The sequence below is a fragment of the Flavobacterium sp. 120 genome, assembly GCF_003633605.1.
Classification (GTDB): Bacteria; Bacteroidota; Bacteroidia; order Flavobacteriales; family Flavobacteriaceae; genus Flavobacterium; species Flavobacterium algoritolerans.
Window position 1 is genome coordinate 600,672 of the sequence record NZ_RBKZ01000001.1, and the last position, 21,547, is coordinate 622,218.

Consider the following 21,547-nt stretch of genomic DNA (forward strand, 5'->3'; position numbering starts at 1 on the left):
TAAACAAGCGTAAAATCTTGATATAATGAATAAACAAAATACAGCTAGCGACGAAATATCTTTAAAAGAATTACTTGAAAAAGGAAGAGAATGGTATGCTTATTTACTTTCTCAATGGAAAATTATACTTCTGGCAGGAATCATTGGTGCAGGTTTAGGCTTGGCTTATTCTTTTAATAAAAAACCAGTATATACTGCAACACTATCCTTTGCACTTGAAGATGAAAAAAGTGGCGGTGGATTGGGAGGTGCTTTAGGTTTGGCGAGTTCGTTTGGAATTGATCTTGGCGGTGGTGGTGGCAGTATTTTTACAGGATCTAATTTGACAGAATTGTTTAAGTCCCGTGCTATGGTAGAGCAAACTATGTTAAGATCAGTTGTTGTTGATGGTAAAATTATTTCATTGGCGGAGATGTACATTCAGAAGAAGGGATGGAGAGAACAATGGAACGATAAACCCAAATTTAAGTTTTTACAGTTTTTACCCAATACTAAACGCAAGTATTTTACTAGGGTACATGATAGTATCTTGGGATTAATATATCAAGATTTGTCGAAAACTGGCTTGGTTGTAGGACAAAAAGATAAAAAAATAGCCATAATAAGTATAGATGTTAATTCTACTGATGAATTGTTTGCCATGTATTTTACGGAGGCCCTAGTTAAAGAAGTGTCTGATTTTTATGTTATGACCAAAAGTAAGAAGGCACGAATGAATATGGATATTCTGGAACGACAAACGGATTCTATACGTGATGAACTAAATGGAGCGATTACGGGTGTAGCTGTTGCAAATGATAATACTTTTGGTTTGAATCCCGCTATGAATGTTCGCCGTGCACCTTCCGCGAGAAGACAGGTGGATGTGCAGGCGAATACGGCTATCTTGACTGAATTGGTCAAACAATCTGAATTAGCTAAAGTAACCTTGCGCAAGGAAACTCCATTGATTCAAGTAATTGATCGGCCTATTTTGCCATTAAGAAAAGAAAAGTTTAGTAAAGGAAAAGGTATTGTATTGGGAGGTTTTTTAGCAGGATTCATAGTAGTTATTGTTTTATTTGTAAGGAGAGTTTTTAATATAATCAAATAAATTGACTGACTCTAATTCTAATATAATTTTATACCTTTTTATATGTGCTTAAATAGTTTCAATCTTGCTAACTTTAGGTATGCAGAAATTTCATAATTGAAAACTAAAAGTTTAGTTTAACGATGAATTGTTCATGACGATGAAATTTTTAAAGAAAATAATTCAGGATTAATTTTTATTTAATTGTTTTATTCATACAGAAATGCATTTTTTGATACTTAAAAGCATAATTACAAAAAATAATAGTAAACGTTAGTTGTATTGTTCTATAAGAAGTAATTTTCTATTGCTACAATAAATAATAAAACAGTTTTAATAATATGAATTCATAGATGACAATTCTTAGAAAAAATATTTTTTACAATACTTTACTTTCATTATCACAAATTCTTTTTCCTTTAGTCACATTTCCTTATGTTTCAAGAGTATTAGGGCCTAATGGTGTCGGGCAGGTTAGTTTTGTAGATAGTTTTACGCAATATTTCATTTTGTTTTCTGCATTAGGTATTCCATTGTATGGTGTTCGTGAATTATCTAAAATAAGAAATAAAGTTCAAGAATCTAGCAAGCTTTTTACGGAGCTAATATTGTTACATTTAATTAGCACATTTCTATTATTGATTGTTTATTTAGCGCTGATTTATTTATTGAGTTATAAAGGAATAAATATAAATTTGTTTTTTATTGGCTGCGGTATCCTTTTAAGTAATGTATTTATAGTGGAATGGTATTACCAATCTCAAGAAAAGTTTGGCTTCATAACTAAAAGAACGATTATTCTTAGATTTATGTTTATTATATTGTTGTTTTTTATAGTTAATGATAAAGCTGATTTTGTAAAATATTATTTACTTTTTTTACTTTTAAATGTTTTGAATGCTGGAGTTAACTTTTATTTTGTTTTAAAGTCAGAAATTAAACTAGATTTTTTAAATTTAAATTTAAATAAGCATATCAAGCCTTTATTTCTGCTTGTGTCATGCTCGGTTATTGGAAGTGTATATGTCTTGTTGGACAATGTTATTTTAGGAATCTTAAGTACAACAGAGTCAGTTGGGTTTTATTCTTCTGCGATAAAAATAACAAAAATTCCAATTTCTTTAATAAGTTCTTTAGGAATAGTTTTAATTCCGAGACTTTCTGAATCTTTTTCTAATAATGATTTAAAATCAATAAAATATTATATTGACAGTTCGGTACAATTTGTTCTCACATTTGGAGTCCCTTTATGTCTTGGGATTGCATTGACTGCAAAATGGACTGTTTTAATTATCTCCGGTACTGAATTTGAGCCTTCAATAGAACTTGTACGTTACTTGTCACCTATTATCATTTTAATTGCATTGAATGGTATTTTCTTCTTTCAATTGTTTACTCCTGGAAATAAAGAGGTTTCTATGATAATTATTTTAGCGATGAGTGCAATTATCAGTATTGTTCTCAATTTAATTTTAATACCTAAAATACAGCATCTAGGAGCTGCAATTACTACCACAATTACTGAATTTTCAGTTTTTTTAATTAGTATCTATTTTGCAAAAAAACATTTTAATATTAAAATTAATTTTAAAATGTTTATAAATCCTCTTTTATCTTCTTTAGTTTTTATACCAATTATATTTTTAGTTGAACTCTTTAGTGTTAACATAGGTTTAAAGCTTATACTTTCAGCAGTATTATGCATATTGTCCTATTATATTATTCAGAAGTTTGTCTTTAATGATGCAATTATTTCTAGAATGGAGGATTTCGTAAAAGATACACTTAAAATTAAATAAATATATTTTAATATTACATGAAAATTTCAGCAATAGTTGTAGGAAGAAATGAAAGTCACAAATTAAAAGAATGTTTAAATTCTTTATCCTTTTGTGAAGAAGTATTATATGCGGATTTAGATTCAAGGGATAATTCTGTAGAAGTTGCCATGAGTTTTGGTTGTCAAGTATTTAATTATAAGAAATTTGGTCCATCTTGTGAATATACACAGGCAGAACTTATTAGATTGGTTGAAAATGAGTGGGTAATTTTATTAGATCCTGATGAAGTAATTACAGAACAATTAAAGTTTGATATTCTCGAAAAATTACCATCAATTTCATTAGATCCCCAAGTTGGAGACGTTTATGTCCCATGGCAATTCTATTTTGGAAAAAAAAAATTAAAAGGAACTGTTTGGGGATATAATAAGTCAAAAGGAATAATAGTTAATAAAAATAGATATGAAATACTTCCTATTACTCATTATGGAAGAAAACTAAAAAAAGGGTATAAAAGTTTTTATTTATCTAATAATGGAGCCAATTTATTAAATCATTTTTGGATGGATGATTTACAAAGTTTCATATCTAAACACCGAAAATATTTAAAAGATGAAGGACAAGATAGATATGTTACTGGAGAGCGTATATCTATAATCGGAATTGTATATAATTTTTTTTATCAGTTTTTTAGATGTTTTTTTATTACCAAAGGGTATAAAGATGGTTTTACTGGTTTTTTTCTAAGCTTGTTCTGGATGTGGTACATCACAAACTCAAACATATCACTATACTTTGTAACTATTAAAAATAAAAAATGATTTTTAAGATAAACTTAATCAGGAAGATAGGTGATGATGCTTATTTGGATTGTTTTGATGAAATTGAGACGTGTATAAAAAAAAAAGACGGATATAACATTAAAATCATTCCTTCAAAAGACTCTAGTTTTAAAAATGTTATCTTATTGTTTTTAAATTTCATCAATTTCATCAATCTCATGAAATTTAAAAACAATAAGATAAGTTTTTCAATACTTATGGGAGCATCTTTTGGAAGTTTAATACCTTATGTTTTCTTTTTCAGTAAAAATTTTGTGTACATGTATGATGCATGGCCCAGATATCACAAAACAATAGCAAAAACTGCAAAAATATTAAATATTAAAATGATATTTTTTTCTTCCTATAAAGCTACAAACCTTTTTAATGAAATGAATTCTGGAATAAAAGGGATATGGGTTCCTGAAGGCATAAATATTGAGGAATATCATTATGAGCCATTTATATCAAAGAAAATTGATGTTATTGAGTTTGGTAGAAAATATGAAATTTATCATAATAAAATTTTATCTGCACTGAAAATGAATAATTATTCTCATTTTTTTGAAAAGAATAAAGGAGAAGTAGTTTTTAGATCAAGATTAGAGTTTATTAATGGTTTATCACAAAGTAAGATCTCGATTTGTATACCATCGAATATTACACATCCTGAAAGAGCTGAAGGTATTTCATCTATGACACTTAGATACCTTCAATCCATGGCATCAAAATGCCTAATAGTTGGGATTTTACCAGAAGAGATGAAAATGTTATTTGATTATATGCCACTTGTAGAGATAGATTTGGATAACGCATCATCTCAAATTTTAGATATTCTTGCGAATTATGAATCGTATATCCCTTTAATAGAAAGAAATTACAAAGAAATCCAGAAATTTCATACATGGGATGTCAGGTCAGAAAAAATACTTTTAAATATAATAAATGAATCAGCATATTAAAGAACCTTTAGTGACTGTAATAACGGTAGTTTATAATGGTGTAAAGACATTGGAACAGACGATAAAATCCGTCATAAATCAATCGTATCAAAATATAGAATATATTGTTATTGATGGAGGATCTACTGATGGATCTTTAGATGTAATAAGTAAATATGACAGTCATATTAAATATTGGATTAGTGAGAAGGATGAAGGTATTTATTATGCAATGAATAAAGCTTTAATGTTAGCTAAAGGAAGTATCATAAGTATTTTGAACAGTGATGATTGGTATGAAATTAATACTATAGAAAAAGTAATTAGTTATTATCAGTTAAATCCTGAAGTCGATATAATTCATGGATTACTTCGATTTATAGCTGTTAATAATAAACCAGATTTAATAACTGGACATTATAGCTCTTTTTTGGATAAAGGAATGATTGAGCATCCGACATGTTTTATTAAGAAAAGCTTATATGATAAAGTGGGTTTTTTTAATATAACGTATAATTCGGCCTCTGATTATGAATGGATGTTACGGGCTCGAAGATCAGAAGCCAAATTTTTATTAATACCCGAGCTTTTAACAAATTTTAGAAGAGGTGGGATATCAGATTCGCTTTTTGGTGCTTCAGAAGAGTTATTAATCAAAAAACGATTTGGTGTTATTAGTGCGTTTAAATATTTTTATTGGAAAGTTTTTATTACTCTATTGATCTTTAAAAATAGAATAATCTAATTCTAAAATAAAATAAAATAAAAAAATCAAAAATGAATAGTAAACCCTCTGTTTCAATTATTATTCCTTGCTATAATGATCAGAAGTATTTATTAAAGACTATAAATTGTGTCATCTCACAGACTTTTACTTGTTGGGAATGTATTATTATTAATGATGGTTCAAGTGATCAAACAGAGCATGTTATTCTTCAAATAATTAATAAGGATAACAGATTAAAATATATTTATCAGGAAAATAAGGGAGTTTGTATTGCTAGAAATAATGCTATTAAGACTTCTGTAGGGGAGTATGTTTTATGCTTAGACGCTAATGATTTAATCTCTGAAAACTTTCTTGAGGAAACGGTAAAGTTATTAGATTCAAATGACGATTTAACGGTTGCTTCATCAGTTGTTAAGTTCTTTGGTAGAAGTAGCGGGATTCTAAATGTAGTTTCCTATGATTTAGGAGTTTTGTTAGCGGAAAATCAATTGGTGATTACTTCTTTATTTCGTAGATCCGATTTTGATAAAGTTGGAGGATTTAATTTAAATATGAAGGAAGGTTTTGAAGATTGGGATTTTTGGATTTCCATTCTTAAAACAAATGGGATTGTAGCATGTGCTACCAAGGCTACTTTTTATTATCGATTGCTTAATACATCTAGAAATAATCAAATTTCAAGGGAGAAAGAAAGAAGATTACGAATGCAAATATGGGAAAATCATAAAGAACTTTTTTCGAAATATTTTGTAGATCCAACTACTAATTTTGAATACAAACGTTTTGCTAACTCAGTTGAATATAAAATAGGTCAAATTGTTATGAACCCTATCAGAAAAGTTAAATTTTGGATTGTTTTTTTGAAAGAAAAAATAATTTTTAAATAGGATTATTCTAGTTTATAAACAGTTATTTAACATGAATTTAAAAGAAATATTTCTAGTTATCGTTCTCTATAAAACGAGTCTTGAAGATTCGAAAACAGTAAATTCTTTAGAAAATATAATTGGAGAAAGAGTTAATTTATTTGTTTTTGATAATAGTCCCATTAGACAATATAAAAGTGATAATTTTGATTTTAGATCATTTAAAGTTTGCTATTATCATGATGAAACTAATCCGGGTTTAAGTGTAGCCTACAATTATGCACTTGATTTAGCTATAAATACTAATTATTCATGGTTGCTGTTGCTGGATCAAGATACTACTTTTACTCTGCAATACATAAAGGCAATTAAAAGTTTAGATTTTAGTGACATTTCAAGTTCTGTGGTTGCAATAATACCGAGAGTGGTTTCGCTGGTTGGAAAAAGTATAATTGCTCCTGCAAAAATATTATTAGGAGGAATATGTAGGCCGATAAAGTTGTCAAGTGGTGTCGTTAATATTCCAATAAGCGGGATAAATTCGGGAACTATTTTAAGTACTGCTTATATGAATTCTATAAATGGCTTCTCTGAAAAATATACTTTAGACATGCTAGATCATTGGTATTTTAGAAAAATATTTAATGATGGTAAAAGTGTTTATGTATTAGATAGTTTTATAAATCAAGATTTATCTATTTTTGGAAATTTTGAAGAAAACGTTTCTTTTATTAGATATCAACAAATGCTGAAGTCAGAATCTCTTTTTATTAAAGAAGAAGGTGTATTAAGTTTGTTGATTTTTAAATTTCGATTAATTTTTAGAGTTTTAAAACAGCTTAAATATAAGAATAGTGATTACTATAGATTTACTTTAAAACAAGTTTTTTATAATTAATTTTTCTAATAAAATGTTTTTTATAAAAAAAACTATTGAATTCATTCTAGATAAAATAAAAATTAATTTTTTGTATTCATTATATATTTATACTATATGAACATCAGTTCGAGTTTGTTTAGAGAAATAGGGATATGTTTATTAGTAGGTTTACTTTTAACGTATAGGTATATTAATCTTGGTGTTGATCATACACAAGTTTTATATTTTTCATCGTATTACAGCATAGCAACTTTTGCTTTTTTTTTGTCACGTATTAGGTTTAAAAGTCCGATTAATCCTATTTCTCTTTTTGTGCCTTTTTTATTTTTATTATCCTATAGCTTTATACAACTTTCAGATGAGCAAGTGACTTATTCAATAAATACATTTTTAGTTATTAATATTTCTATAGTAATATATATATTATTTGCTTCACTTAGTTATTCTTACAAACCCGTTAAATTATTTATTTTAGACAATAATTTGAAAAGGATTTTTTTTTATTTTATTTGTATCATGGCTTTTTTAACATTTGTAGCAGAATGTTTAATTTTTGGTTATATTCCAATTTTGAATTTTTCCGGATTGGATGTTTATAATGAAACTAATGCTAAATTAATACCCTTTCTTCATTATTTTATAACTTTGATGGGATTTATCCCTGCATGGGCATATATATATTTGAAGGAAACAGTTATTTCTAAACGTGAATATAGATTTTTTGTTTTTATATCGTTATTAATATTATTTAATTATCTAAGTAAACAAACTTTTTTGTTGTTGGGACTGTCTTTTTTTATGTCTTATTCTTTTTATAATAAATTGAATTTGATGTTTTTGTTCAAGTCAATAATTGCAATCGTTATATTATTTTTTTTTATTGGATATTTGAGATTAGATTCAGAAATGTCAATTTCTGCAGCTGAATATTTTAGAGCTGTTTCAGGAATAAAAAATGATAACGTCTCTCTTTTTGAGGCTGTATTTGTTGAATATAGTTCTAAAAGATTTTCAGTATTAGATGAGATGGTCAATTTTAGTAATAAAATGGGTTATTTAGGCTTTGGTACTTATACTTTTAGGCCACTTACATCCTTGTTTTTCATGGAGAAGTTAAACGTTATTCAAAGGATTCCAGAATTGGATTCTGAAAGAAGAGTAGGGACATTTTTAATTGACCCTTATTTAGATTATGGGTTAATGGGAGTTTTTGTTATAATTTCATTATATGGTTATTTAGCTTCGAGATATTTTAGCCAGTTTAAAGAAAAATATCCTGAAGCAATCATTAAATTTAGTATAATTCTATTTTGCATTTTAATGGGGATGTTTGTGAATTATTTTAACACTATGTTTATTTGGTTAGGATTGCTTTTTAATAAAATTCTTATTAGTGGTTTTCAAAATAAAAAACTAGAATTATGATTTCTGTTTGTATAGCCACATACAATGGCGAAAAATTTATTAAAGAGCAAATAGAATCTGTACTATTACAATTAAGAAGTAATGATGAAATTATTATATCTGATGATAATTCTTTAGATCATACTCTCAAAATAATAAAAGAGTTTAAAGATGATAGGATAAAAATTTTTAAGGGTAATGGAAAAGGACTAATCAGTAATTTTGAAAATGCTTTAACAAAAGCTTCAGGAGATTACATTTTTTTATGCGATCAAGATGATATTTGGGTCAATAATAAGATTGAACTTTGTGTTGCAGATTTTCAAGAAGGATATGATTTAGTTCTTTCTGATTGTTTGATTTTTGATTCTGATACAAAAGAAACTATTTATAATTCTTTTTTCAAATTTAATAATTCTAAAAAAGGAATTATAAATAATTTAATCAATAATAGTTATATAGGATGTTGTATGGCCTTCAAAAAGGAACTTAAAAATAAGATTTTACCTTTTCCAAAACATATTCCTATGCATGACAGTTGGATTGGCATCAATGCTGAATTATATTTTTCTGTTAATTATAATAAAAATAAACTTATTAATTATAGAAAGCATTCTAAAAACGCCTCGCATACTAGTTCGGGTATTAGTAAATATTCTTTTTTAAAAAAAGTATCATTTAGAATTATTACTGTGTATTATCTTTTTGTAAGATTTTTAATTTAAAAAAATGATTCTAAAATAAAATATGTACGATATAGTTTGCAGTTTAGTAATTTATAAAAATGACAGGAAGCAGCTTTTAGATGCTATTGATAGTTTCCTTAATACCAGTCTACAAGTAAGATTAGTATTAATTGATAATTCCCCCAGTAATGATTTAAACGATATTAAAAAAGATTCCAGAGTAGAATATATTCATAACCCTTCTAATCCCGGTTATGGTTCTACACATAATATTGCTATCAGAAAGTATTCTGATAAAACAAAGTATCATTTGATTTTAAATCCAGATATATATTATGGGAAAGGTGTTATAGAAGATATTATCTCTTTTATGGATGGTGATGATAATATTGGTTTAGTAATGCCCAAAGTTCTATATCCAGATGGTAAAATTCAATATCTGGCAAAATTAATTCCAAGTCCCTTCGTTTTTTTTGCGAGACGTTTTCTGCCACTACAGAACCTGAAAAAAAACATTTCAGATCGATTTGAATTGCGGTTTAGCGGATATGATACTATTATGGAAGTCCCTTATCTATCCGGTTGTTTTATGGTTTTTAGAACCGCGGTTTTAGAGCGAATAGATGGATTTGATGAAAAAATTTTTATGCATATGGAAGATTTAGATATCACTAGAAGATGTTATGATGCGGGTTTTAAGACTTTATTTTATCCAAATCAAATAGTTTATCATGATCATTTATTTAAATCATTTTTAACTTTGGCAAATTTAAAAATGTACTTTACTTCCGCTTTCTACTATTATAATAAGTGGGGATGGGTTTTTGATAAAAAAAGGACTTTTATTAATAAAAAAACAATCAAAGATATTGAGTTCGCTAAAAGAAATAAATAATTTTTTTGCTAGAAGTAAGCCACTTTTTAAGAGCTATTTCTTTTTGAAAAAATAAAATTAAAACATTAATAAAAATCCAATTTATATATTAAGAATAGTTTTTAATAAAATTACACTATGACAATTGAAAAAACAACTATACAAGATTTAGTAGTTATTAGTCCAACTGTATTCGAGGATTCCCGAGGATATTTTTTTGAAGCTTACAATCAAGCTCAATTTAATGAGAATGGAATTGAATATCCCTTTATACAAGACAATCAGTCTTTCTCTAGACGCGGGGTGATTCGTGGATTGCATTTACAAATTAATCCTTTTGCTCAAGCTAAATTAGTGCGGGTATTACAAGGAGAAATTCTTGATGTCGCAGTAGATTTACGAAAAAATTCCCCTACTTATGGGCAGCATTTTAGTATTGTTTTGAGTGCGGATAATAAAAAACAATTGATGGTTCCTCATGGCTTTGCTCATGGTTTTTCGGTTTTGAGCGAAACAGCTTCAGTTATGTATAAAGTAGATCAATTGTATCATAAGGAAAGTGAAAGAGGGATTCGTTACGATGATCCTACTTTGGCTATTGATTGGCAATTAGAGCCAAATGAAGTTATTGTTTCAGAAAAGGATTTAATTTTACCTAGTTTTAACGAAATAGATTGGAGTTTTGATTCATAAAGAAAAAATTTTAGTTACCGGAGCCAAAGGACAATTGGGTTCTGAATTGGCTGTATTGTCAAAAAACTATACTCAGTTTGAATGGGTTTTTACAGATAGAGAAGAACTGGATTTGTGTGATTTAGTAGCTTTAGAAACTAAATTAACCACAATTAATCCACAATTTATCATTAATTGTGCTGCCCATACTGCTGTGGATAGAGCAGAGTCTGAGCGAGAACTATCAGATGTTTTAAACCACCAAGCAGTTGCTGTAATTGCAAAATGGAGTCAGGCCAATGGCTGTAAATTGATACATGTTTCTACCGATTATGTTTTTGATGGCACTGCAGCTACAGCTTTGACTGAAACTGCTCTGACGAATCCTATTAATGTTTATGGTTTGACTAAGCTGGCAGGGGAAAAGGCCTCTTTGCAAGAAAATCCAACTACAATTATTATTAGGACTTCTTGGGTGTATTCCAGTTTTGGAAATAATTTTGTAAAAACGATGTCCCGATTGATGCAAGAAAGGGATAGCTTAAATGTTGTAAATGATCAGATAGGAAGTCCTACTTATGCCGCAGATTTGGCTCAAGCTATCATGATAATATTAACACATGATAATTGGCAAGCAGGTATTTATAATTTTTCCAATGAAGGAGAGATCAGTTGGTATGAATTTGCATTGGCAATAAAAGAAATTGGAGGTTTTGATTGTGAAATCAGCGGAATTTCTTCCTCCGCATATCCAACACCAGCAAAACGCCCTCAATATTCTTTATTGGACAAAACTAAAATAAAAGATACTTTTGAAGTTGTAGTGCCAAAGTATAAAGAAAGTTTAGAAAAAATGTTTAACGTTTAAAATATTTCAATAGTTCTCTATACAATTTTATATAACTGCCATAACTGTTTTATAAAATCACTAGAACTGACGAATATTAAAATATAGAAATAATAATGAAAAAAATACTAATTACCGGTGGAGCCGGTTTTATTGGGTCGCATGTGGTGCGGCTTTTTGTGAAGAAATATCCTCAATATCAAATTTTTAATTTGGATGCACTTACCTATGCCGGGAATCTGGAAAATATTGTTGATATAGAAAAAGAGCCTAATTATACTTTCATAAAAGGAGATATCGTTGATGCTACATTTATAGATCAATTATTTGCTGAGCATCAATTTGATGGGGTTTTGCATTTAGCTGCCGAATCTCATGTTGATCGTTCTATAACTGATCCGTTATCTTTTGTGAAAACAAATGTTATAGGAACGATGAATCTGTTAAACGCTGCTAAAACTATTTGGCAAGGTAATTATGAAGGAAAACGTTTTTACCATATCAGTACCGATGAGGTTTATGGAAGTTTGGGTGCTGAAGGATTATTCACTGAAACTACAGCTTATGATCCTAATTCTCCTTACTCTGCTTCTAAAGCGAGTTCGGATCATTTTGTAAGAGCGTATGGAGAGACCTATGGCTTGCCTTATGTATTGACGAATTGTTCCAATAATTATGGGCCTTACCATTTTCCGGAAAAATTAATTCCTTTGTTTATCAATAATATCATTCAAAACAAACCATTACCCGTTTATGGTGATGGGAAATACACGCGTGATTGGCTTTTTGTTGAAGATCATGCCGTAGCGATTGATTTAGTGTTTCATGAAGGTGTCAACCATGACACCTATAATATTGGCGGTTTTAATGAATGGCAAAACATTGATTTAGTGAAGTTGCTTTGCAAAATAATGGATGAAAAATTAGGAAGACCTTCCGGTACCTCTGAGCAATTGATCGCTTATGTAAAAGACCGTCCCGGGCATGATTTGCGCTATGCCATTGATGCCTCTAAGATAAACAAAGAGCTCGGATGGAATCCGTCGGTTACTTTTGAACAAGGGTTAGAAAAAACCGTAAATTGGTATTTGGAAAATCAAACCTGGTTGAATAATATCACTTCCGGGGAGTATGCCACTTATTACGAAAAACAGTATAATTAGTCAAAAGTTTAAAGTCGAAAGACGAAAAGTCAAAAAAAAGATGAAAGGAATTATATTAGCAGGAGGCTCAGGAACCCGTTTGCACCCATTAACTTTAGCGATGAGCAAACAAATGATGCCTGTTTATGACAAGCCCATGATTTATTATCCGTTGTCTACTTTGATGATGGCTGGGATTCATGAAATATTAATTATTTCTACGCCTCATGATTTACCTAATTTCAAGAAGTTATTAGGAGATGGCTCTGCAATAGGTTGTCAATTCAGTTATGCAGAGCAGGCTATCCCAAACGGATTAGCTCAAGCTTTTGTTATTGGGGAAGAATTTATAGGAAATGATAGTGTAGCTTTAGTCTTAGGGGATAATATTTTCTTTGGTTCTAATATGGATGAGTTGTTGCAATCCAATACCAATCCGGACGGTGGGGTAGTATTTGCGTATCACGTCTCTGACCCGGAGCGCTATGGTGTAGTTGAGTTTGATTCTAATTTTAAAGCACTTTCGATCGAAGAAAAACCTTTGGAACCCAAATCAAATTACGCGGTACCCGGATTGTATTTTTATGATAATTCAGTAGTCGAAATTGCCAAAAATATCAAGCCAAGTGCTCGTGGCGAATATGAAATTACCGATGTTAATAAAGTGTACTTGGAAAAAGGAGCTTTGAAAGTGGGTATTTTAAGCAGAGGAACAGCTTGGTTGGATACCGGGACTTTTAATAGTTTAATGCAGGCTGGGCAATTTGTACAGGTTATTGAAGAGCGTCAAGGGCTGAAAGTAGGTTGCATCGAAGAAATCGCCTGGAGACAAGGTTTTATTTCGGAACAACAACTTAAAGAATTAGCTGAGCCTTTGAAAAAGTCAGGTTATGGTGAGTATCTTTTAGGATTGTTGAAGCATAAGTTGTAAGTGTTCAGTAATCAGTGTTCAGTTTAAGATTATTACATAGCGTTAAAAAATATGGTTTACATTGCATTATTGTTTTTATTTGTTGGTATTGAGCTTTTTTATTTTAAAATAGCGGATAAATACAATATTATCGATAAGCCCAATTCCAGATCGTCACATACTTCCATTACTTTGAGAGGTGGTGGAATTATTTTTCCAATAGCTATAAGTATTGCTTTTTTATTGGGATACATTTCTTGGCCAATAACACTTGCCGTAGTGTTGGTTGCTGTAGTTAGTTTTATTGACGATATCAAGCCATTAGCACAATTACCGCGATTTGTATCACATGTGATTGCTGTTGGGTTGGTTTTTTATGAGTTGCATTTATTTTACGAGTCTTTATGGCTACTTCCCATTGTATTTGTATTGTTGATAGGTTGGATAAACGCTTTTAATTTTATGGATGGTATTAATGGAATAACTGTTTTGTATGCCTTGACAGCTATAGCTAGTTTTTCTTTTTTATCAATCAACGAAGCTAGTTTACCATTACTGATTACTGTGGGATTATCTTGTTTGGCTTTTGGATTATTTAATGTTCGAAAAAAAGCAAAAACCTTTGCAGGTGATGTTGGCAGTATCAGTATGGCACTTTTTTTAGGGTATTTTATGATAAAAACTATTATAGATTCAGGACAATTTGGATATATTCTTTTCTTTTCAGTTTATGGAATTGATGCAATTATTACCATTATCACCAGATTGTTTAAAAAAGAAAATATATTTCAGCCACACCGCTCCCATTTGTACCAATATTTGGCTAATGAAATGGGCTATTCCCATATTTTAGTAGCCTTTATTTATGCTGGGTTCCAATTAGGAATAAATGGATTGGTTATTTATATGGATACCAATGGGTACCTAACCCTGTTTTTTATGGTTGGATTTTTACTGCTACTGACCTTTATTTATTTACTTGTTCGAAATTTCGTTACTCGTAAAATGATTCTAGGGAATTCTTAATCCGTTTTTCACTTGTATTCTTATCAAGAATAAAGTACTTTACAGGTATGATAAAACGTCTTTTTGATATTATTTTTTCCCTCTTCACACTTTTCTTATTTTTTTGGGTTGTATTGATTTCTTGGCTGCTGGCTGTTATCGATACGCGGACGAATGGAATCTTCATCCAAGAGCGTATTGGTCAATATGGTAAGAAATTTAAAATATATAAACTCCGTACCATTCCAATTTCATCACCTCCAGAAGAGGCTCTTATTTCCAAAATAGGTCAGCTGCTTCGAAATTATAAATTAGACGAATTGCCGCAACTCTTTAATATTTTAAAAGGAGACATGAGCGTGGTGGGTCCAAGACCAGATGTACCGGGTTATTATGATTTGTTAGAAGGTGTAAACCGCAAAATATTAGAATTAAAGCCTGGATTAACCAGTTTGGCTTCCATAAAATATAATAAAGAGGAGCTTTTGTTGCAGCAGCAGGAGTTGCCTTTAGTTTATAATGATAGTGTTATTTTTCCGGATAAAGTACGGCTGAATCTAGCGTATTACTACAATCAAAGTTTTGGTGGAGATATACTAATTATTTTGAAAACTGTTTGGTTTACTTTTTTTAAAAAATAGCACAATCGATAGTAAAAAGAATATAGTATTTCAGTCAGATTTATGGAGCAGTTTTTTATTACTTTAGCAAGATTAATTTCTATAGATTTTATTTTCTAGAAGATGCAAACAAACAAAATTTGGCTTTTGGCTCCCCGTATGGGAGGTAACGAACAAAAATACATCCAAGAAGCATTTGATTCGAATTGGATAGCTCCACTCGGACCCAACCTAGATTATTTTGAGCATGATTTGGAAACGTATCTAGGATCGCATCATGTTGCCGTTTTAAATTCAGGAACTGCCGCCATTCATCTGGGATTAATTCTTTTAGGGGTTCAGGCGGGAGATGTCGTAATTTGCCAGAGTATGACTTTTTCAGCTTCTGCTAATCCTATTTTATACTTGGGAGCAACTCCAGTGTTTATTGATAGTGAATCAGAAACATGGAATTTGTGTCCCATCGCATTAGAAGAAGCGATTATAGACAGTATTTCTAAAGGTGTTAGGCCAAAAGTAATTATTGCAGTACATTTATATGGTACTCCGTATAAAATAGAAGCCATAAGGGCAGTTGCAAACAAATACGCTATTCCCATTCTTGAAGACAGTGCTGAGGCTTTGGGAAGCAGTTATAAAGGTCAAAAGTGTGGTACTTTTGGCGATGTAGCTGTTTTCTCTTTTAATGGAAGTAAAATTATAACTACTTCAGGTGGTGGTGCCATTATAACTAATTCTGCAGCTCTAAAGGAAAGAGCTGTTTTTTTAGCGACACAAGCCAAAGATGATGCGCCTCATTATCAGCATAGTGAAATAGGATATAATTACAGGATGAGTACTATTTGTGCCGGTATTGGACGCGGGCAAATGGAAGTGTTAGGTCAGCATATCGGTTTAAAAAGAGCGATGCATGATTTTTATGCGGAATTATTCAAGGATATAAAAGGTGTTGCCGTTTTTGAAGTGCCGAATACAAATTATGAAGCTAATTATTGGTTGAGCACTATTTTAATACATCCAAAAGAAACTAATGGAATTACCCGTGAGATAGTAAGATTGGCACTAGAAGAAGAAAATATTGAATCCCGACCTTTGTGGAAACCCATGCACCTGCAACCTGTTTTTTGCAATTATCCTTATTATGGTGGCAGTATTGCAGCTACTCTTTTTGATAACGGACTTTGTTTACCCTCAGGGTGTAATCTGACAAAAGCAGATTGCGATAGAATAAAGAATGTTATTTTGAAACTATTTAGAAAGAGAAAGTAACTAGTTTGTAAACAGTACTATTACGATGTAGTTTGCCTATTTTTGACTAATTAATTTAAAAATTCAATTTATTTGTTTGCTTTTATCCATTTATTAATCGTTATTTTTGCTTCAGTAAAACAAGTAATGTTAAAAATATATCTATTTTGAGTACTACTAAAAGCCAGGGTTCATCATCAGTAAACCCTAATTTTTTTTCAAGAGAAAACTTGAAATTCAGCATTCATAATTTGCGCTATCTACCCAGATGGATTATTGTTATGATGGATTTTTCGGTTTTGGTATTATCGTTTTTTTTTACCATTCTTATTTTTAAGGGAACTGGTTTAGACTATGTTATTACTCCACATAGCTTCAGATTTATAGGTGCCTTGTTTGGTGTAAATATTTTCTTTTTTTGGCTGTTTAGAACCTATTCCGGAATCATCAGGCATTCTTCTTATATTGATGCCGTTAAGCTTTTGTTTTCACAAATGGCAGTTTTAGTGTTATTTCTCTTTTTTAATTTTGCCTACGAGTTGTTGCATGGAGAGAAAGCATTTTTAAATACTGCTTTCTTTATAAATATAGTACTTTCCTTTTGTGGATTATTTTTATATCGAGTAATAATCAAACAAACTTTTGAGATCTATTTTTCAGAACAAGGGACAAATAAATTAATAAGAACCATAATTTACGGTACTGATGCCAATGCCATATCAGTAGCTAATGCATTAAAATTTGAAACACCCTCCCGATTTAAAATTGTTGGGTTTGTCGATAAAAATAATCAAAATGCAACAAAGCGTATGCTGGATTTGCCAATTTTGATTAAAAAGAAAAAATTACCACCATTAATGCGTTCCGTAAATGCTCAAGCGGTTATCATTGCTGATAAAAGTTTGTCAAAAGAAGAGCAATTAATTATTGTTGACCAATGTTTAGAATTTAATTACAATGTGTTTACGGTGCCATTAATTTCCGATTGGGAGAATCAAAAAGAAATTTCCCAAAAAGTAAAGAATATTCAAATTGAAGATTTACTGGAAAGAAAGCCTATAGTATTAGATAACAAATCGATATCCAAACAATTAAAAGATAAGACCGTTTTAATTACCGGTGCGGCAGGATCCATAGGCAGCGAAATTGTTCGCCAAGTGTTAGGTTTTAGTCCTAAAGTAGTTGTTATTTTGGACCAGGCTGAAACACCATTGCATCACATGAGTTTGGAGATGAGTGGTTTAAATTCCAGTTCAAAAATGCATACTGTTATTGCTGATGTAAGGAATAAAGAAGCGATGAATAGTGTCTTTAAAAAATATGAGCCACAAGTTGTTTTTCATGCCGCAGCTTATAAGCATGTTCCGTTGATGGAAGAAAATCCTTCCCAAGCGATTCTTACCAATATAGAAGGCACAAAAATTCTTGCTGATTTGTCGTGCTTTTACAAAGTCAAAAAATTTGTAATGGTATCTACTGACAAAGCAGTAAATCCAAGCAATGTAATGGGAGCCAGCAAAAGAATTGCTGAAAAGTATGTGCAGTCTTTACAATTGAAGAATAAGCATAATGGTGAAAAAAATGCTACAAAATTCATTACCACTCGCTTTGGAAATGTATTAGGTTCTAATGGTTCTGTTGTTCCATTATTTACCAAGCAAATTGCAAATGGTGGGCCTATTACCATTACACATCCCGATATTATCAGGTATTTTATGACCATACCTGAGGCCTGTCAATTAGTTTTAGAGGCAGGAGCCATGGGTAATGGAGGAGAGATTTATATTTTTGACATGGGTAAGCCAGTTAAAATTATCGATTTGGCTAGAAAGATGATTAAGTTAGCCGGTTTTATACCAGAAAAGGATATCAAAATACAAATTGTAGGATTGAGGCCCGGTGAGAAATTATATGAAGAATTACTGAATGATACCTCAAAAACACTTCCAACGTATCATGAAAAAATTATGATATCTGAAGAAATTCTAGATGATTTTGAGGCTTTGAGTGCTGATGTTGAGGAGCTTATAAATATTGCAAATCATTTTGATAACGATGAAATTGTTCTGAAAATGAAGCAAATTGTGCCTGAGTTTAAAAGTATGAATTCCGCTTTTGAATTGTTAGACAGGTAGCAAAAGATTTAATAGATTATAAAGAAAGAGCCCAAAGTAAACTACTTTGGGCTCTTTCTTTATAAAACAATCAGATTTAATCTAATTTAAAGAACTGATTATTATCTATTGCTTCTTTAAGTGGTGTTAAATCTTTAAGATTTACTTTTTGTTTGAAAGCGGCAATATGATTGTCATGATGTACATCAGAACCTACATAGGTATACATGCCTTTTTGCAATAATTGATCTGCAATTTTAGTAATTGCAGTACCATAATACCCAACCACGGATAATAAATTTAGCTGGAATAAACAGCCCGCTCTTTTTAGTTTCTGGTATTCATTAAAATTATTATGATAAAATAAGTACCGTTCCGGATGTGCCAATACTGGAATGTAACCCGCTACTTGTAAATCAAATAGTATAGAATACAGCTGAATTGGAGGGTTGATGTATGACATTTCTACCAGAACGTAGTTATCTTTTAAAGTCAATAAATTATTTGATTGGAACAGTTGTACAAACTGATCGTCCATAAGATATTCGGCAGCCGCTTTAAATGGAACTGTAATGTTGTTCTTTTCCAGTTCTAAAACTGTAGTGGTTTTTTTATTTAAAATTTGTTCATGAGTGTTGTCCCAAACATGTTGAATAATGTGCGGTGTTGTAATAAACTCTGAAATTCCAATGTCTTGAAGTGCTTGAGTTAGTCTTAGCGTATCTCCAAAAGTTCTTGCGCCATCATCTATACCCGGTAACAAATGAGAGTGTATATCGATATGATGCGCTGGAATTAAATCTTTAAGTATGGGTTTTGACCTGAAGAATGTTAACATACTGCAAAGTTAATAAAAAGTGTTCGAATTTTTAGAAATTAGTGTTCCGTTTTGAGTGTTCAATCTTTAGTTTTATGTTATGAATTTTCGTAAAGTGATACTTTTACCGATTGATATTGGAAATCCTGAAAAATTAGGTACTTTTATTATGTATTGTAATTTTATTCTTTAAAAACAAAGACTTCAAGGGAAGCTATTATTGGGTGATAATTAGAGTAATAGTTGTAATACGTGATTATCATAATTGACGATATACAGGAGAATGGTTTTGTATTTTGGAAGTTAAATGATAACAGAAAGTTATTTTTAGCTTAGTTTTCAAGCCAATTTAATAACTAAAAAAAAACGAGCATGAATCCAATCATTAAAAACATTTTGGCAGTCCTAGTTGGAATTGTCATTGGGAGTTCAGTAAACATGGGAATTATCATGATTAGTGGTTCAATTATTGCACCACCTAACGGCGCTGATGTTACCACTACTGAAGGTCTAAAAGCGTCCATGTATTTATTTCAACCCAAGCATTTTATTTTTCCGTTTTTAGCTCATGCAGTTGGGACTTTTGCAGGTGCATTTCTGGCTGCTCTGATTGCAGCAACCCATAAAATGAAATTTGCATTCAGCGTTGGAATCTTTTTCCTGCTGGGAGGTATTGCCAGTGTTTTTATGCTTCCTTCGCCCAATTGGTTTACTGTTGTTGATCTAGTAGGAGCTTATATTCCTATGGCATATTTTGCCGGTAAATTAGTTGTGAAGAGAATGAATCATGGAATTAGTAAGCTATGAATTCAAGAAACAATAGGATATCATATTTTGGAATAATTGCTTCTACGATTTTTAGTTTTGATCAACCTAATATTGTCTTCTGTTTTGAATTTTCGATTTTGCCCTTGATTTTCCAAATAAATCTTTCCTGATAATGCGTTTCATAGCATGTTCAAGGAGTTGTTTGCTTGTGTTGCATTTATATTAATCCTAATTTTTTAGCTATACTTATTAGGTCGCTGTCGCTGCCTTTTCCCATTAATAGCTGTCCTTTTATATTTGCTTTTCTTTTTTCTATGGCACTCATGGAAAGCGGAATATAGTTGGGAAGATTCACCGTTTTAATACCTTTTGAAATTAGTATTAAAATCTGGCTATCATGTTTGTCCCAATTAATATTTCTATCCAACAGTTCTTTCTGCGATTCTATAATAGTACGGCTTTTGTATATTTCCCCATTTATAATTTTTTTACAAATAATAGGAAATAATTCAAAATTAATATCATTTTTAGAAACGAAACCTTCCGGGTTTATGTCTTTTATTATTTTATCGACAGCCAAGGGTTCACCATGCATGGTAAGCAAGACGATTTTACAATTTGGGAATTTTTTCCTGATTAGTGAAGCGAGGTCTACACCATTTTCAATATTAAACTTTATATAAGGAGGAAGGCTTATATCTAATAATGCCAAATCAATAGTTGTATTTTGATTTAGATAAAAAAATATTTTGTTATACGCATCTTCACAATTATAACTCCTTATGAAATTAGGTGTTCTTTCTTGGAAGTTACTAACAGACAAAATATTACTATAGCCGTCAACTGTCATCGGGTGATCATCAACGATTAAAATAGTAAGGGGCGTCTTCATTTCATCGAATTTATTGTAAAATTAATTAAATATTACGGTATAACCGTAATATTTAAAGAAAGCAAAGATGTTTATTTGTATTCAATGATTGTTTAACTTAACCTACGTTTATATGAAAAAATTATGCATCACCGGACTTGTTTTGATTTCTTTACTAACTTATTCCTGTTCAAATGATGAGGAGCGTTTAGAGGTTCAAGCCAGAGATTTTAAAACGATTCCCCAGTCTGTTTTGAAAACCGACTTGCCGATAAAAAACATTGATTCCACTACAGTAAAATTGGGCTCCACGGAGTTAGATGGTGATCCAATTAATCCGATACCTCCAAGGCCAAGATAGTTTAAGACATGCTTAATTGTAATAAGAATACCATATGGTTTAAATAAGCTATATGGTTTTCTTGTTTTAAAATATAGTATATTTGACGTTATAAAATAATAATTGCATTTTGAGTAC

Annotated in this window: 22 protein-coding genes; 20 read left to right on the forward strand and 2 right to left on the reverse strand. The window is 30.6% G+C overall.

Features of this window, described 5'->3' with window-relative positions; all coding sequences use genetic code 11:
• Positions 1–25 precede the first annotated feature (25 nt).
• The 18 genes from C8C87_RS02535 (at position 26) to C8C87_RS02620 (ending at position 18,634) form a co-directional block, all read left to right on the forward strand.
• Positions 26–1,093, forward strand: coding sequence for a Wzz/FepE/Etk N-terminal domain-containing protein (locus C8C87_RS02535; protein WP_121340993.1), 1,068 nt, complete (start codon positions 26–28; stop codon positions 1,091–1,093).
• Positions 1,094–1,425: 332 nt separating this feature from the next.
• A complete protein-coding gene (locus C8C87_RS02540) occupies positions 1,426–2,871 on the forward strand; it encodes a flippase (RefSeq protein ID WP_121340994.1) in 1,446 nt (481 codons plus the stop codon).
• A gap of 17 nt (positions 2,872–2,888) precedes the next feature.
• Positions 2,889–3,674 (forward strand): hypothetical protein, encoded by a 786-nt coding sequence (locus tag C8C87_RS02545; RefSeq protein WP_121340995.1) that lies wholly within the window; start codon positions 2,889–2,891, stop codon positions 3,672–3,674.
• Positions 3,671–4,636: a glycosyltransferase gene (locus C8C87_RS02550; RefSeq protein ID WP_121340996.1), complete on the forward strand. Its 966-nt coding sequence runs from the start codon at positions 3,671–3,673 to the stop codon at positions 4,634–4,636. Before C8C87_RS02545 ends, C8C87_RS02550 begins: the two co-directional genes overlap by 4 nt.
• Positions 4,620–5,360, forward strand: a complete 741-nt coding sequence (locus tag C8C87_RS02555; RefSeq protein ID WP_121340997.1) for a glycosyltransferase family 2 protein — start codon at positions 4,620–4,622, stop codon at positions 5,358–5,360. Before C8C87_RS02550 ends, C8C87_RS02555 begins: the two co-directional genes overlap by 17 nt.
• Before the next feature lie 32 nt (positions 5,361–5,392).
• On the forward strand, positions 5,393–6,232 hold the full coding sequence (locus tag C8C87_RS02560; RefSeq protein ID WP_121340998.1) for a glycosyltransferase family 2 protein: 840 nt from the start codon (positions 5,393–5,395) through the stop codon (positions 6,230–6,232).
• 31 nt (positions 6,233–6,263) lie between these two features.
• Positions 6,264–7,109, forward strand: a complete 846-nt coding sequence (locus C8C87_RS02565; protein WP_121340999.1) for a hypothetical protein — start codon at positions 6,264–6,266, stop codon at positions 7,107–7,109.
• A gap of 96 nt (positions 7,110–7,205) precedes the next feature.
• Positions 7,206–8,516 (forward strand): O-antigen polymerase, encoded by a 1,311-nt coding sequence (locus tag C8C87_RS02570; protein WP_121341000.1) that lies wholly within the window; start codon positions 7,206–7,208, stop codon positions 8,514–8,516.
• A complete protein-coding gene (locus C8C87_RS02575) occupies positions 8,513–9,220 on the forward strand; it encodes a glycosyltransferase family 2 protein (RefSeq protein ID WP_121341001.1) in 708 nt (235 codons plus the stop codon). Before C8C87_RS02570 ends, C8C87_RS02575 begins: the two co-directional genes overlap by 4 nt.
• Before the next feature lie 22 nt (positions 9,221–9,242).
• Positions 9,243–10,076: a glycosyltransferase gene (locus C8C87_RS02580; RefSeq protein ID WP_121341002.1), complete on the forward strand. Its 834-nt coding sequence runs from the start codon at positions 9,243–9,245 to the stop codon at positions 10,074–10,076.
• 117 nt (positions 10,077–10,193) lie between these two features.
• Positions 10,194–10,748 carry a dTDP-4-dehydrorhamnose 3,5-epimerase gene (gene rfbC, locus C8C87_RS02585; RefSeq protein ID WP_121341003.1) on the forward strand — a complete coding sequence of 185 codons (555 nt, stop codon included), beginning with the start codon at positions 10,194–10,196 and terminating at the stop codon, positions 10,746–10,748.
• A complete protein-coding gene (gene rfbD, locus C8C87_RS02590) occupies positions 10,738–11,595 on the forward strand; it encodes a dTDP-4-dehydrorhamnose reductase (protein ID WP_233549995.1) in 858 nt (285 codons plus the stop codon). Before rfbC ends, rfbD begins: the two co-directional genes overlap by 11 nt.
• 95 nt (positions 11,596–11,690) lie before the next feature.
• On the forward strand, positions 11,691–12,737 hold the full coding sequence (rfbB, locus tag C8C87_RS02595) for a dTDP-glucose 4,6-dehydratase (RefSeq protein WP_121341004.1): 1,047 nt from the start codon (positions 11,691–11,693) through the stop codon (positions 12,735–12,737).
• A 40-nt stretch (positions 12,738–12,777) separates the two neighbouring features.
• Positions 12,778–13,647 carry a glucose-1-phosphate thymidylyltransferase RfbA gene (rfbA, locus tag C8C87_RS02600; RefSeq protein ID WP_121343269.1) on the forward strand — a complete coding sequence of 290 codons (870 nt, stop codon included), beginning with the start codon at positions 12,778–12,780 and terminating at the stop codon, positions 13,645–13,647.
• Positions 13,648–13,698: 51 nt separating this feature from the next.
• A complete protein-coding gene (locus C8C87_RS02605; protein ID WP_121341005.1) occupies positions 13,699–14,652 on the forward strand; it encodes a UDP-GlcNAc--UDP-phosphate GlcNAc-1-phosphate transferase in 954 nt (317 codons plus the stop codon).
• A gap of 47 nt (positions 14,653–14,699) precedes the next feature.
• Complete coding sequence (locus tag C8C87_RS02610) at positions 14,700–15,272, forward strand: sugar transferase (protein WP_121341006.1); 573 nt, start codon at positions 14,700–14,702, stop codon at positions 15,270–15,272.
• Positions 15,273–15,374: 102 nt separating this feature from the next.
• Positions 15,375–16,520: a DegT/DnrJ/EryC1/StrS aminotransferase family protein gene (locus C8C87_RS02615; protein WP_121341007.1), complete on the forward strand. Its 1,146-nt coding sequence runs from the start codon at positions 15,375–15,377 to the stop codon at positions 16,518–16,520.
• A gap of 146 nt (positions 16,521–16,666) precedes the next feature.
• Positions 16,667–18,634 (forward strand): nucleoside-diphosphate sugar epimerase/dehydratase, encoded by a 1,968-nt coding sequence (locus C8C87_RS02620; protein ID WP_121341008.1) that lies wholly within the window; start codon positions 16,667–16,669, stop codon positions 18,632–18,634.
• Between the two features lie 76 nt (positions 18,635–18,710).
• Here C8C87_RS02620 and C8C87_RS02625 read toward each other — a convergent pair whose 3' ends face one another.
• Positions 18,711–19,451, reverse strand: coding sequence for a tyrosine-protein phosphatase (locus C8C87_RS02625; RefSeq protein WP_121341009.1), 741 nt, complete (start codon positions 19,449–19,451; stop codon positions 18,711–18,713).
• A 351-nt stretch (positions 19,452–19,802) separates the two neighbouring features.
• Between C8C87_RS02625 and C8C87_RS02630 the strand changes: the two genes are divergently transcribed.
• Positions 19,803–20,237: a hypothetical protein gene (locus C8C87_RS02630; protein ID WP_121341010.1), complete on the forward strand. Its 435-nt coding sequence runs from the start codon at positions 19,803–19,805 to the stop codon at positions 20,235–20,237.
• Positions 20,238–20,415: 178 nt separating this feature from the next.
• On the opposite strand, the gene C8C87_RS02635 is transcribed toward C8C87_RS02630, so the two are convergent.
• Complete coding sequence (locus C8C87_RS02635) at positions 20,416–21,090, reverse strand: response regulator (RefSeq protein ID WP_121341011.1); 675 nt, start codon at positions 21,088–21,090, stop codon at positions 20,416–20,418.
• 112 nt (positions 21,091–21,202) lie between these two features.
• Between C8C87_RS02635 and C8C87_RS02640 the strand changes: the two genes are divergently transcribed.
• Positions 21,203–21,430, forward strand: coding sequence for a hypothetical protein (locus C8C87_RS02640; RefSeq protein WP_099713389.1), 228 nt, complete (start codon positions 21,203–21,205; stop codon positions 21,428–21,430).
• The last annotated feature ends 117 nt before the right edge of the window (positions 21,431–21,547 follow it).